General features: G+C 49.8%; 10 protein-coding genes. 9 read left to right on the top strand and 1 reads right to left on the bottom strand.

From position 1 onward, the window contains the following. Positions 1–24: 24 nt before the first annotated feature. The 6 genes from B1748_RS24795 to B1748_RS24770 all read left to right on the top strand — a co-directional run bounded on the left by B1748_RS24795 (position 25) and on the right by B1748_RS24770 (position 10106). Positions 25–996 (top strand): Gfo/Idh/MocA family protein, encoded by a 972-nt coding sequence (locus B1748_RS24795; RefSeq protein WP_179215811.1) that lies wholly within the window; start codon positions 25–27, stop codon positions 994–996. A 26-nt stretch (positions 997–1022) separates the two neighbouring features. Continuing rightward, positions 1023–2042: a Gfo/Idh/MocA family protein gene (locus B1748_RS24790; RefSeq protein WP_087570632.1), complete on the top strand. Its 1020-nt coding sequence runs from the start codon at positions 1023–1025 to the stop codon at positions 2040–2042. Positions 2043–2114: 72 nt separating this feature from the next. After that, the gene (locus tag B1748_RS24785) at positions 2115–4481 is read left to right on the top strand and encodes a hypothetical protein (protein WP_143810381.1); all 2367 of its coding nucleotides are present in this window, start codon (positions 2115–2117) and stop codon (positions 4479–4481) included. Continuing rightward, entirely contained in the window at positions 4475–7582 is a 3108-nt protein-coding gene (locus B1748_RS24780) for a glycosyl hydrolase (RefSeq protein WP_087570630.1), read from the top strand. The genes B1748_RS24785 and B1748_RS24780 overlap by 7 nt, the downstream gene beginning before the upstream one ends. 99 nt (positions 7583–7681) lie before the next feature. Beyond that, positions 7682–7876, top strand: coding sequence for a twin-arginine translocase TatA/TatE family subunit (locus B1748_RS24775; protein WP_087570629.1), 195 nt, complete (start codon positions 7682–7684; stop codon positions 7874–7876). A gap of 85 nt (positions 7877–7961) precedes the next feature. Beyond that, complete coding sequence (locus B1748_RS24770) at positions 7962–10106, top strand: right-handed parallel beta-helix repeat-containing protein (RefSeq protein WP_087570628.1); 2145 nt, start codon at positions 7962–7964, stop codon at positions 10104–10106. A gap of 153 nt (positions 10107–10259) precedes the next feature. Here B1748_RS24770 and B1748_RS24765 read toward each other — a convergent pair whose 3' ends face one another. Then, positions 10260–11054: a helix-turn-helix domain-containing protein gene (locus B1748_RS24765; protein WP_087570627.1), complete on the bottom strand. Its 795-nt coding sequence runs from the start codon at positions 11052–11054 to the stop codon at positions 10260–10262. 130 nt (positions 11055–11184) lie between these two features. Here B1748_RS24765 and B1748_RS24760 point away from each other — a divergent pair, with 130 nt between their 5' ends. From B1748_RS24760 to B1748_RS24750, 3 genes are read left to right on the top strand one after another with little or no spacing between them, the layout of a single operon-like run. Beyond that, entirely contained in the window at positions 11185–12999 is a 1815-nt protein-coding gene (locus tag B1748_RS24760) for an FAD-dependent oxidoreductase (RefSeq protein ID WP_087570626.1), read from the top strand. A 36-nt stretch (positions 13000–13035) separates the two neighbouring features. Beyond that, positions 13036–13953 carry an ABC transporter permease gene (locus B1748_RS24755; protein ID WP_256975905.1) on the top strand — a complete coding sequence of 306 codons (918 nt, stop codon included), beginning with the start codon at positions 13036–13038 and terminating at the stop codon, positions 13951–13953. A 13-nt stretch (positions 13954–13966) separates the two neighbouring features. After that, complete coding sequence (locus tag B1748_RS24750) at positions 13967–14842, top strand: carbohydrate ABC transporter permease (protein WP_214627492.1); 876 nt, start codon at positions 13967–13969, stop codon at positions 14840–14842. The last annotated feature ends 4 nt before the right edge of the window (positions 14843–14846 follow it).

The following is a 14846-nucleotide window of genomic DNA, read 5'->3' as shown; positions in this document are numbered from 1 at the left end:
GTTAAGAGAGGGATGGAGCTAGAGATGAGCATCAGGATCGGATTTATTGGCGTGGGCGGCATTGCCCAAGATCACATTCGCGTACTTATGAAGATGGAAGATACCAAGATCGTCAGCGTGTTCGATCTGAATGCGGATAATGCAAGGCGGGCAGCCGAGGCGACCGGAGCTGAGGTGATGGACAGCGCCGATCAAGTGTTGGATAAACAACGGATCGATCTCGTATTTATTTGTACGCCGCAGTTTGCCAGAGGAGACCTGGAGGTCGTAGCGGCTCGCCGTGGAATTCCGTTCTTCGTCGAGAAGCCGCTTGGGGTTGATGCAGAGGTGGTTCGGCAGAAAGAGCAGATCATTCGCGAGACGGGAATCATTCATGCGGTGGGTTATGTGTTGCGCTACTATGATACGGTTCAACAAGCGAAGCAATATTTGCAGGGAAGGCGCCCCCATCTCATTCAAGGCATCCGCATAGGTGGCTCGCATCCCGCTAAGTGGTGGAAGCAGTTGGACATGTCGGGCGGTCATTTGGTAGACACCGCCACCCATCAGGTCGATATGATCCGTTATCTCGCCGGGGAGATCCGCGAGGTTCAGGCTGCATTCGGGCGCGTGTCCTTTGATCAGATGGAGCCGGAAAGCACGATTCCCGATGCCGGCGCCATCAACTTCTTGATGGACAGCGGGGCTGTAGGCTCGCTTACAGAAACTTGTTTGTCGCCGTTCTATGGCGGCTCGGACATTAAGTTTTTCGGTCCTGATTTCTATGTCCATTTAAGCCAAAACGGTAGCCACTTAACGCTGATCGACAACGAACAGAGCTTAAGCGTAACGGCACAATCGGATCCCGGCTATGAGCAGTGCAGAACGTTGGTCGACGCCGTGAAGTCTGGAAATCAAAGCTCGATTTTATGCGATTATGCCGATGCGCTTCAGACGTTGAAGGTTACACTGGCCGCGAACCGTTCTTCGGCCGAACAAGCCGGGTTATCTTTGTAGCAACCATAATAAGAGGAGGCGTTTCCATGTCAATCTTGCGATTCGCAGTGGTAGGAACCGGTTGGGTAGCGGGTGAGTATTTGAAAGCGATTGATGCGCGCCAAGACGCGGAGGTTTATGCCGTAGTCAGCGCCCATCAGGCATATGCCCAGCAAAGACTTTTGGAGTTGAACATAAATGCGCGCGTATTCGAGCGCTACGAGGATGCTGTAGCGGATCCGCAAGTGGATGCCGTAGTTCTCTGCTCCACGCCCGGCATCCGTCCGGAACAAGCGGTGCTGGCCGCGCGTCATGGCAAACATATCGTCTTTGAGAAGCCGCTGGCTATGAATCGCGAAGAATTGTGGGAGATTGCGAAGGCGCTTGAAGATAATCCGGTGCATACGATCGCCGGTTTTGTTCTCAGATGGAACCCCTCGTTCAACAATACGAAAGCGTTGATCAATGACGATGCAATCGGTCGGGTGTTCATGGCGCAGATCGATTACTGGCATAACATTGGTCCACATTATCCGCAGTATCGGTGGAGCAAGACGAAGGCGCTTGGAGGCAGCAGCATGCTATCTGCCGGCTGTCATGCGGTAGATGCTGTCCGTTACTTCGCGGGAGAGATCGAAGAAGTGACCGCATACAGCTGCCGGACATGGGCGGATTCCGAATATGAGTTTGATTCGAACGCGATTGCGATATTAAAACTCCGAAACGGTGGGATCGGCAAAGTATCTTCTTCACTGGAATGCAAGACGACATACAAATTCAACATTCACCTGCTCGGTGAAAAAGGCGCCATCATGAACAATCAACTGTACAGCCACAAGCTGCCGGGTCAGACGGATTTCGCTTTAATTCCGACGATCTTACCGGATAGCGGTGATGTCTCGCACCATCCCTTCGCTGAGGAAATCGATGATTTCATGATATCCCTTCAAGGGAAGACCAGGTCTCGCTGTGATTTCTTCGATGCCATGCAAACGATGGAGGCGTGTTTCGCTATCGATGAGTCCATAGAGAGCGGCCGGAAAATTACGTTGCCGTTGGTCAGATAATGAATAGCCATTAGCAGGCAGCTAGCATCCCTTAACCATTCGAGAATTTTAATAGAAGGAGTTGTTTTTTTAGTGTCAGATTCCCGTCAAACCGAATCCAGTTGGAACCGGATTTCAGGACTGTACCCGCGAACCCGATCTAAACGCGTTTATATCCATCCACCTTTGTCAGACACCTTGGTTGAAGTTCGGCCGGATTTCACCTTATTGATCAAAGACGCGCTTGGCCGTAGAGGGGATTTGCGGCGTGGACACGGTTTCTTTATCGGCGAGGAGCAGGGAGCGGAGCCGCAGTTTCTTGATTTTCAAAGCGTCGAGCAATCGCTGTTGTCGCCTCAGGAACCGATTTTGTGTTCTTCGATCAAGCAAGCGGATTTCGATCATAACGTGACTAGTTTAACGTTAAAAGCGTCGGATGGCAGCCTGCGCATCTATCAATATTTGTCGGTAACGAACCTGCACCCGACGCAAGCAAGAACGGGCGAGTGGTATTTCCTGAACGTCGAGGCTAGTCATCGCGATTTCTATCGACATGTGAATGAGGACTATGTGCCCTACGAAAGTAGGGCCGAGGCTTGGTTTGGCGGAATGCCTTTAGTACAGCGTGCGATCAATGAAGCGTCCGGCTGCTTGATAGATGGGGAGGGCGAAACCATCCTTCGTTACAAAACCGATCCCTCCTCGCACGTGGAGTATGTAGCGGAAGTCGGGCATTACCGGAACGTCCTGAAATTCCAAATAAATCTTGCTCCGGGCGAGACCAAGCAAATCCAGATCGAGATTTTCGACACGCTTGTTCACAAGAGAGGCAATCTTGAAGCAAGCGGGAATGACCTTTTCCTGGATGAGCAATCCGCAATTTGGCAATCCAGGAAAATCTGGAGAGATGCCTTATCGGGAATGGCAGGGATCCAAGTTCCTGAACAGGTGATTCAGTCGATTTTCGATACCGCCAAGACGAATACACTGCAGTTGATCGCCCAGCAGGATGATGGCTCGGCACTTCCGGGGCAGGGCGGTTTTAATGATTATACGGTTGTGTATACATGGGAAGCAGCTGTGTATTTACGGATACTCAGCCGGTTAGGAGCCACGGATACCGTCAAGAAAACGCTACAATACTTCTTAAGCACGCAAGCTGGAAGTATCGGTCCTGCAGGCGACATTATGTCACCTGAGGGTTCGTTCCGCGCGCATATTTTCTGGATGGGAGAGACGGGATCGGTTCTGGCATTGCTGGCGGATTATTATTTGATGACCAAAGATCGGGAATGGTTAGAAGCCAATCTGTCCATCATTCTTAAAGCCTGCGACTGGGTGAGCAGGGAGCGCAATGCCACTAAAGTGTACGAAGAGGACGGCTCTAAAGTGGCCCACTACGGATTGTTGCCCAAAGGGCGCGTACATGATTGGCCGGATAAAGGCTATTTCTTCCTCTCGAACGCGTCGACGTGGCAGGGCTTCGACCTCATGGCTGCTGCCTTGGCCGACATCGGCCATCCTGCTGCCGCCCAGTATGTAGCCGAGGCTAACGATTACAAGCAATGCATTCTTGCATCAGTGAAGCAAGCAACCTACGAATTGCCCGAGGATAGGCACGTCAGGTGGATATCCAACGAAGTGTACACGAAGCCCGATGTCAGGGCAGCCGTGTATGCGATAGACGGCCCGACATATTTAATGGAAACGGGACTTATCGATGCTTCGGACGATATCGTCCCGGAGATCGAATACGTGATGCGCAAGCGCTATGCCATGAGCGATTTGTTTGCCGTTAAGCTGCCGGGGATGGAGGATGCGGAGTTAGGAGAGCTGCAGGAGGCATGGGCGGGAGCGCCGATTGATCTGTATTACGTGAACAATACGGATAAAATATGGCACCGCGTCTGGAGCATGCGGGGCGAGCGGGAAAAAGCGCTGCGCTACTTTTATGCGACGATGGCTTATTCCACGACGCTAGATACAATGCACGTACATGAACGATTCAGTCCGCAGCTGCAATGGTTGTCGCCTTGGCAGCCGAACGGCAGCGGGAATGGCCGGATCATGGAAATGATATTGAACTCCCTATATTTATTGGAGGGAAATACGCTTCATCTTCTGCCCTGTATTCCTGCGGATTGGCTAGATGTTGGCAAAGCCGTGCAAGTAAGCGGAATGGCTACGTTCAATGGAGTGCTTTCGTTCCGCTTGGAAAGAAGTTCGCAGACTACGATTGACGTGGATATTCACCTGCCTGCCGGGATCGAGGAAATGTCCTTACATTTATTTACGAAAGACGAGTACGTAATACAAGCGGTAGAAGCGTTAAGCATGGATGGTCAGGCAACGGAGTGGAGCGGAAGCTTGAGCGCGAATACGCTGAGTTTGACTGCTCCCCGTCGAGAACTGAAATTTAAGGTGGCGCTGTCGGCTCAGGAGGCGCCATACGAATGTTGAAAAACAGGGAGACGTGGACAAAAGGCTGCTTATCGTTCTGGTCCTGGAACGATAAGCTGGAACCGGAAAAACTGATCGGACAGCTGGAGCAGTTTCGCAAAGCCGGCATGCACGGCGTATTCCTGCATGCCAGGGGCGGGCTGCAAACCGAATATATGGGAGAAGACTGGCTTGCGGCGGTCGGAATTTGCGTCGACTATGCTCGCCAATATGACATGGAAATATGGCTGTATGACGAAGATGCTTGGCCGAGCGGATTTTGCGGCGGGAAAGTACCGCGGACAGGGGAGCGGCACCAACAGAAATGGCTGGAATACGAATGGATTGCTGCAGGTTTGGCGGCGCCAGGCCCCCGGACCATCGCTTTGTACCGCAAGCAGGATGGGGGACGCTGGACGATCGTGAGTCGTCCAGAATCGCTGCAGGCAAACGAGGAACTGCTCCATGTCTATTATAACTGCAATTCCTATTACAGCGATCTGCTTAACCCTCAGACCGTCCGTCTGTTCATCGATTCGACTCACGAAGTATATAAGAAAAATTTTTCCGAAGATTTCGGCAAGACTATTCGCGGTATATTCACGGATGAGCCGCAGTATGCGGCCGGCAAATATCCATGGTCGGAGGCGATTGCTCCTTATTTTGCTCAATTGCAAGGGTATGACTTGTTGTCAATCCTGCCGGATCTGCTGGTTGGCTGCGAAGATGCGATGCCCGTCAAACATGATTACTGGCAGACGATATCCAGCTTGTTTGTGAAGTCTTATGCCGAGCAAGTCGGAATGTGGTGCGACGAGAATCGTCTTTGCTTCACCGGACACTTCGCATGCGAGGATACGCTGAAATTTCAAATGACGGCAGTCGGGGACGTCATGCGCAAGTACGAATGGATGCATATGCCCGGTATTGATCATTTAGGCAATCGGACGACTAGACCGGTCATTCTGAAGCAGGTTGCGAGTGTAGCTAATCAGTTGGGCAAAAAACAAGTGCTGTCGGAAATGTTCGGATGCAGCGGTTGGAGTGTGAGCTTTCGCGATTTGAAATATATAGCCGACTGGCATTACAGCATGGGGGTTAATGTCCAATGTCAGCACTTGGCCGCCTATTCGCTGCGGGGGAGAAGAAAGCGCGATTACCCTCCGTCCTTGTCTTATCACCAGCCGTGGTGGAAGGATTATACGTTATATACGAATTATGCGGAGGAAGCCCATCGCTGGATTACCCGCGGCCAAGCCGCATCTAATGTGCTTGTGTTGCATCCGTTGACCAGTGCTTGGTGCGTACATGATTCTGGAAATCCCCGGGAGATCTGGGAATTGGATCGGCGCCTGGGAGAGTTGACAGAGCTTCTGGCTTCGATGAAGGTTCAATTCGATTACGGTGATGAGCATCTGCTTCAGAAGTATGGTGGAGTTAACGAGGGTACGCTGCGGATCGGCGAGATGGGCTATCGCGCAGTCATTTTGCCCTCGTTGCTATCCATAGAGCCTGCAACGTTTGCCATTCTCAAGCAATTCCGCGAACAAGGCGGAACGATTATTAGTGCAGGGGAAAGTCCTGCGCGAATCGCGGGTTCGCCGTCACCGGAGCTGAAGCTGTGGTGCAGAGAGCATATCCGCCAAGTCATGCCGATAAGAAAAGCGCTGGAAGCCGTACTTCCCGAAGAGCTGCGACAGCTGACAATCTATAACGGCAGCGGAGCGCTGGACGATATTTTATATGCTAATGAAAGACATGACGGGGAAACAAGCATCTATTTCCTGTATAACCGGGAGAAGCACAGGCAATGGTCGGGAATGTTGCAGTGGAAGGGCACATACCGGATCAGCCTTATTACTATCGGCAACGATGATGCAACGGATCTCGCCGTCACTTATGAAGACGATCAATCGTTAGTGCGCTTGGACATGGAAGGAGGAGGGTCCGCATTGCTAGTCGTTGTTCCCGTTCACCTTGAAGCAGAGGGAGGACCAGGCGTGTTGCATCGTTCTCAGGAGGTCATCCCCACACCCTATGCGCACTATTCTTCTAGGACGACCATAGCCCTCACGGATACATGGGAGCTGACAACGCCGCTCGATAATAGGCTAGTGCTCGATTACTGCCAATATCGATTACACGAATCGGAGCAATGGAGCGAACGAATTCATCATCTACGACTTCAGGAACAGCTAACCGAGCTACGCCGGCAAGTGGAAATCCAACTTCGCTACGAGGTCCACATTCAGGAAGATTTCGACCTAGGGCATTCTCTCCGTATAGTTCTAGAGGATGCGGAGGAATGCACCCTTTATTTGAACGGTAATCCGTTATTTGTCGATGATACGCACGAATGGCTGGATCCGGCGATGCTGTCGATCAAGCTTCCTTCGGGACTGAAGCACGGCATTAACGAATTAATCATCCATCGTACTTTCCGATCCGGGGAATCCGACCATAGTTATTCGGATGAAGACGATGTATTCGAGACGGAAACGAACCGGTATTTCCAAGCGACGGAGCTGGAGTGCATCTATGTGACGGGGGAATTCGCGGTTATTCCGGGCAGCAGCAGCTTTCAGGATACGAATCTAGTGCACGTTTGTCGGACGCAGCATTTCATCATTGCTCCACAGCAGAACAAGGTTAAGCCAGAAGATTTGACCTCGCAGGGTTTCTGGTTTTATGCCGGGGAAGTCGAGATCAAGACGAACCTTCCTTATGCGGCCGGCGATGATGAGGAAGAAATCTATTTGGAGCTGGCATCCCCTCAGGCAACCGTAATTGGGCTGGATGTGAACGGTCAGCAGCTAGGCTCACGCGCTTGGGAGCCCTATTTGTTCCGGTTAACACCATACCTAAGGGAAGGAAATAACGTTGTGACGCTTCGGCTAACAAGCGGATTGCGTAATTTGTTAGGACCGCATCATCATGTCGACGGGAACCCTTCCTTCGTTGGGCCCAGTAGCTTTAAAGGGAAGAGTGGATGGGAGGATCACATTTTTGCTTATAATCCGCCGGACGTAACCTGGAGTGATCACTACCACTTCGTTCCTTTCGGAACGGGTCAAGCACCGATAGTCCATGTAGTTTCAGGAAAGGTGGTGGTGACCACATGATTGTGGTTGATCGCTGAAAAACGGATATTCAGTTGCCGGATTGGACGAATGACCTATCAGCAGTATACGTAGTAAATCATTCGGAAAGGAGGGAGCATAATGGCAGGAATCGGAACGACAGGCTTGATCGTCATAGTTTTTGTAGCATTGCTTTTGTTCGGTCCAAGTAAATTGCCCGAATTAGGAAGGGCATTCGGCCGCACGCTGAAGGAGTTTAAGAACAGTGCGAAGGAATTAACGTCGGACAAAGAACTCGTGTATGAGAGCAAAGATATACCGCAAATCGAGAAATAATCAGGTACCTTTTCGATCTCCGGATATCGTTTCGGATTTTCTCGTTGAATGCAAAATGAACAATGAACAATGAGGAGGATGTTAGATGAGAGAAGACAATCAAGATTATCTGCAGTCCGAACAAGAGGGGAGTCAAGATACCGGAGGGAGATTGATTAGCAGAAGGAAAATACTAGGCAGTATTGGCGCGGCCGGTGCGGTCACGGCAGGAGCATGGCTCTTGGGATCGTTCGGAGGAAAACTGCCTGAGGCAAACGCAAACGGGGCATATGCAGAGTGCTGCAAGATGGTTACGATCGCACAATTGAGAGCCCTAACAACCCCGGAAACCGATCGTATTTATTTCGTGAAGGATCGCGATCAGGAAGGTTCTTATTATTACGATGCTAGCGATACGTCTTCCGCAGATAATACGGGGATTATCCTCGTATCGACTTCCGGCGCCAGATTCAGACGGATTTTCGAAGGACCTGCCCATGTCAAATGGTTCGGAGCGAAAGGCGACGGAACGACAGACGACACAGTGGCTATTCAGTTGGCTATAAATTCGTATTCACACATTTATTTCTCTCCCTCCTCCTACAGAATAACAGATTACGTGTTTTTGCAGGATAATTCCCGGATAGAAGGTACTCGGTCTTCCAAGATATTCATGTCAACGAATCCCAACGGCGTAAATTTAATTTCCGCGAAGGATAAAGTGAATATTACGATCGATAACCTATGGATTGAAGGGGTATACGGTGTTGGCAATCCTTTTCCGGTACCTGGAGTGATGGAGGGTCAGGGCGTTACGCTCGCGGTCTATGGGTGTAGGAACGTAGTGATAACCAATTGCTATTTTACTTACAACGGAGAAGGTTCGGGGAATATTTACGTATCCAAATGCAAAGATGTCGTCGTTACGAATAATTTCGTAGAGAAGTCGATGAATGGCATTTGTTTCGATAATTGGTACGGTGATAATGATACCCCTGGCGGAACGCATGTGTTGAATGTGACTGTTGCCAACAATGTGGTCAGTGATATGGGCGGCAGAGCTATTGCATTTGATCTGGATGACAAAAATTCCAACATCGCCGTTGTGGGCAATACGGTTCGGGCAGCTGCTTATGCTGCTATAGCAGTTAATGCCACCGGTGTCACTGTCGTAGGTAATATTATCAATGGCAAAAGAGATGGTGGCATATCCACAGTAGGCGGTCAGCAGTCTCTACCAACCTATTATGGATTTTTATCCAATTTCCATTGTGAGCATGTTCATCTTGCGGACAACATATTTGAAGAAATTTTTATGAATGGTGTAAAGATTTTAAATGGATCAAGTGTATCGATCGTGAATAACAGCTTTTCATTTGCACTTAAATATTTGAATCAAAATAATAACCAAGTATTGGACCTACATGAGCCCAATAATCAAATGATTTCCTTGGAGTGGGATACGAATGCCTACACCTCTCCCTTTACGATTAAGATCGATAACAACACAATCGTTAATGACAGGAATCCGACAGGTCAACTTCCAATCGCCGAGCTTATCTCTTTAAAGGATATTTCTAACAGCGCGGAAAAGGCTGCCTCTTCATTTATCCATGTGACCAATAATCAAATAAGATCGAAGAAAATATCAACGGCTATACAATATGCCAAATCGTTGTATCAAGAAGGGGGAACCGGTAAATTGTATATTACCGGAAATACCATTTATTCTCCCGTCAAGTCAGGTACTGCTATTTTAGCAACGAGACTTGAGGAGCTCCACATTGAAGGAAATAAAATTAACGGCATCGCCATCGCGATTGAAATGGGGACAGGGGGGCTTGCGAATTTTTCTAGTAATGTCATTCGCAACTATAACACAGCCTATTTCTTCAACGTATCCAATTTACTCAATGAGATCGACCAGCTCATTGTACAAGATACGATAATAGGCAATCCAGCGGAAGGATCATATGTCTTTACTGGACTTGTAACCAACCCCTACATCGTAGCATCTTCGAATGGAGCGGGCATGAAATTTATCGACGTGAATGTGAATCAAATCAAAGGGACTTATTATCCGGAAAGCCTGGTAGTAGAAGGCACTAATTCGGCTCCTACGGCAGGCAGATGGGCAGTTGGCGATCGTGTGACGATCAAAAATGTGACTGCTGGCGGGTATTCGGGATTCATCTGCACGACTTTAGGTACGCCAGGCATGTGGAAACAATACGGCGCGATACTTGCTTGATTGGATAAGCGAGGTATGCTGCTGCCAAGGGTGGAATTGAAGACTTCACAAAAACACTGGCGGCGGAGGCTATTCCACATAGGGCTAAAAATCAGCGGCAATCTTGGACGAATCCTAGACTGCCGCTGATTTTTAGCCCTTTTCAGCTCGTCCTTAATACCGATTCTGCTTGCGGAACTCGGAGGGGCTTATGTCCATCGCTTTGCGGAACACGCGGCTGAGGTAGAAGCCGTTTTCGTAGCCGCAATTTCCAGCAATGACGTCAAGCGTCCAATCCGTGGTCAAGAGCAGTCTGCACGCATGCTTGACCCGGTACGACGTTAAGTATTGCAGCGGGTTGACGCCATAGCTCTTTTTGAACTTGCGAATCAGCTTCACGGGCGTCATCCCGAACTGCTGCGCGACATCGCGGATTTCGAGCATTTCATGGGCATGTTTGTGCAGATAGTCCGCGACATCGCGCATGGAGTCGTCATGCCCCGCTATGAGATCGGTGTCAGGGGATTCCATCGCCTGCCGCGTAATCATAAGCCAAATATCGATCAAATAATGCTGCCGCAGCTTTTGACTTTTCGGATTGTAGGACATTTGCTGATCCGTTTGTCGTAAACCACTGTAATTTTCGGACAGTCGCCGGATTTGCGGCAGCCTGATTTTTCGTTGTGCAAGGAGGGGCTGAATCTGCTGCAATTCTCCTTCGTGGAGCAGGAACGTAAGGGAATGAAAGGATAAAGGCGTCAGCACATTCCGATGAAAAGTAATTTGAGGCGGGCACACGACCACGTCTCCGAACTCCGCAACTCCGTAATCTTCTCCGATCTGGTATTCAAAACTCCCTTCTTCCACCGCGAAAAGCACCCACGTCGCATAGTTATCCGCTTCCATCAGAAATTTATCTTTTTTGATCCAATAGTTATGCCATATGAGCTCGGGCAAGGCTGCGGGCATCTTGGTTCACCTCGTCGATTGGATGAAATTTTGGATATGAAAAGTAAATTTTATGAATTCAAATACGATATTAAAAGATAGTATCATTGAATTAAAGATATAGTATAGCAAGCAAAGGAGTCAATAAGTGATGGGACAGACGGATACGAAAATATGGGATACGGATGTTTTGATCGCCGGCGGAGGGATGACGGGAGTAGCAGCCGCATTAGCGGCAGCACGCAATGGCGCGCGCGTTATATTGTGTCAGGATCGCTCCGTACTGGGCGGGAACGCCTCGTCGGAGATTCGCATGAATATATCCGGCGCTTCAACCATCGGAACGATATTGGAAGCGGAAAGAAGAGAAAGCGGTATCATTGAGGAAATTATGTTGGAATGCTCTGTACGAAATCCGCAACGAAGCGCGAGCATGCTGGATTTGATCCTGTATGAGAAATGCCGCGCCGAACCGAATTTGACGCTGCTGTTGAACACGGCGGTTGTCGGAGCCGATGTCGAGGATTCCCGAATCCTTGCCGTTCATGCGGTTAGAGAGAGCACGGAAGACCGATTTACGATTCATGCTGCCATTTACGCGGATTGTACGGGCGACGGCAGGCTGGGGTTTGAAGCGGGCGCCGCGTTTACGACCGGTCGCGAAGCGGCTCATGAATTTAATGAATCCGGCGCGAATCTGAATAGAGACGCATACCGGCTGGGATCCTCCCTCTTATTTACCTCGAGGGATATGGGCCGCCCGATGCCTTTTGTTCCACCGCCGTGGGCTCGCAAGTTTACGGAGGAGGATTTGCAGTTTAGAGACCACAATGCTTGGGAGTTCGGTTATTGGTGGGTGGAATTCGGAGGGACGCTGGATACGATCAAGCATAATGAACATATTCGCGACGAATTGCTGGCGATTATGCTCGGGGTATGGGATCACATCAAAAACAGCGGCAATCACCCGGATTCCGCCAATTGGGCGCTGGACTGGTTCGGTTTTCTGCCAGGCAAAAGAGAGTCCAGACGTTTTATCGGTCAGCATGTCCTGACCCAAAACGATATTCAGCAGGCTGTCGATTTCGACGATGTAATCGCTTACGGCGGTTGGTCGATGGATACGCATCCGCCTCAGGGCATCGATGCGAAAAACGAAGAGCCTTGCAATCAGCCATTTACTCCATATTTGTATAGTATTCCGCTGCGCTCGATGATAAGCAACAATATTGCGAATCTGATGTTCGCGGGCCGCAATTTGTCGGCTACTCATATCGCCTTCTCCAGCACGAGGGTAATGGCGACTTGTGCGGTCATGGGAGAAGGGCTTGGCACATTCGCGGCAACGGCGGTAAAACGCAATCTGCCGCTAGAGTTGGCATTTCGTGAAAGCGGTGTCGTGAAGGAGGCGCAGCAGCAATTATTGCGGCAGGGCGCGTTTTTACCGGGCCGTATGTTGGAAGGAAATCTCGCGCAGCTTGCTCGAATTTCCGCATCGTCCGAGCAAAAGCAAGGAAAATGCAGTAATGTGGTGAATGGGCATACTCGCGCGGTACACGGAGAGAAGGGAGTACGTCCCGACTTGACGACGGCGGGCACGCATCGCTGGATGTCGGAGCCGGGAGACGACAGTCCGTGGCTGGAGCTTGAGTGGGCGGAGCCGGTAACGGTTTCCCGGATTACAATCGTCCTTGATACCGGGCTGCACCGATTGCTTATGTTATGCCATCTGGACGTGCTCCAGAAGCATATGCAGTGGGGACGGCCGCAAGCCGAGACGCTGAAGGAATTCAAGTTGATTGCGCAGGACGAAGATGGAAGAAAGGAAGTGGCTCATTTTAAGGATAATTACGAGCGAATGGTTCATTTGCCGACAATGCTGAAAAATCTGAAGACGCTGCGTCTGGAGGTCATCGCGACGAATGGATTGGACCATGCGCGAGTGGTTGAAATCGTTTGCGAGTAATTGCTTTGCGGCAGCGTCCTCGGGAGGAGAATGTGGATGAATAACGGCAAAGCCAGTTCCGTCTGGCTCTACATGAGAAAAAACAAATGGCTGTATCTGTTGCTTATACCGGGATTTCTTTATCTGTTTATTTTCAAGTACGTTCCCATGTTCGGAATTATTATTGCGTTCCAGGATTTCAATTTGATTAAAGGCATAACGGGAAGCGACTGGATCGGCTTCGAAAATTTTCGTTATCTGTTCCAGTCGGACGATTTTTTCATGATTTTGCGAAATTCGCTCGTCATCAGCTTTTATCAGGTGTTGTTCGGATTTCCGGCGCCGATTCTGCTGGCCATTTTGCTCAACGAAATACGCAGTCTGCTGTTTAAAAAATTTGCGCAAACGGTGCTGTATTTGCCGCACTTCATATCATGGGTTGTCATTGCCGGCATCGTTATTAATATGTTGTCCCCGTCGTCAGGCTGGGTCAACCGGTTGATTGTCGATTTTGGCGGGGAGCCGATTCATTTCCTGCTCAAGCCGGAATATTTCCGGACGATTCTCATTTCCGCAGAAATATGGAAGGAGCTTGGTTGGGGAACGATCATTTATTTGGCCGCGCTGACGACCATCGACCCGTCGTTTTACGAAGCGGCCACAATTGACGGAGCCAACCGGCTGCAAAAAATATGGTATATTTCGCTTCCTAGCATCGCGTCGACGATCATAATCATTTTGATTTTGCGGGTCGGAAGCATTCTGGATATCGGTTTCGAGCAAATTTTCCTGTTGTACAATCCCGCCACGTACAAAGTGGCCGATGTGTTTGAAACGTACACGTACAGGGTGGGGCTGCTGGAAGGAAGGCTCGCTTTTACGGCTGCGGTCGGTTTGTTTAAATCGGTAGTTGGACTCATTATGATCGTGCTGGCTAATCGGATTGCGCGTCTGTTCGGCAAGTCATTATGGTAGGAGGTGAAGGAACTTGCGCAAGAGAATCGAGCTTTTTGACATCGCCGTCTATCTGATTGTATCCGTGATCTGCATGGTCATGCTGTATCCTCTGCTGAACGTTGCCGCAGTCTCGATCAGCTCGCACACCGCGTATATGCAAAACCCGATGCGCATATGGCCGAGTGACATCACATTTGATGCCTATAAGGATATCCTTTCGCATCCCGTGCTGGCAAGAAGCTATCTCAATACGATCATGATTACGATCAGCGGCGTGGCAATTGGGATATTTCTGTATATTATTACTGCTTATCCGCTCTCCAAGGTACATCTGAAAGGCAGAGCGATTATGATCAATTTGGTTATTTTCACGATGCTGTTCAACGGCGGACTCATTCCGAATTTTTATTTGATCCGCTCGCTCGGCATGGTGGATACGCTGGCTGCACTCGTGTTTCCTACGCTGTTCTCCGCGTTCAGCTTGATTCTGATGATCAATTTTATGCAGAACATACCGGAGGAGCTGGAGGAAGCCGCGAAAATCGACGGAGCCTCAGAGCCCTACATTTTATTTAAAATTGTCGTCCCGCTTTCGATGCCGATTATCGCGACATTGACGTTGTTCGCAGCAGTCGGTTATTGGAACAGCTTTTTCTCGGCGATCATCTATATTCGCAGCGTGGAGAACTGGCCGCTCATGCTGTTTCTGCGGGAGGTCATCGAGGGAGCCAAAATGCTGCAAATTTCCGCAGGAGGCAACAATGCCGAGATTGGCAATATGAACGTCATGCCGGAGACGCTGAAATACGCGACGATCATGATCGTCATTCTACCGATTTTGTCGGTGTATCCATTCCTGCAACGTTATTTCGTCAAAGGGATTATGCTCGGGTCCGTCAAGGGATAACTCC

Origin of the sequence: Paenibacillus sp. MY03, from assembly GCF_002165585.1 — a bacterium.
GTDB lineage: Bacteria > Bacillota > Bacilli > Paenibacillales > Paenibacillaceae > Pristimantibacillus > Pristimantibacillus agaridevorans.
This window is presented reverse-complemented; position numbering and strand designations above follow the sequence as displayed.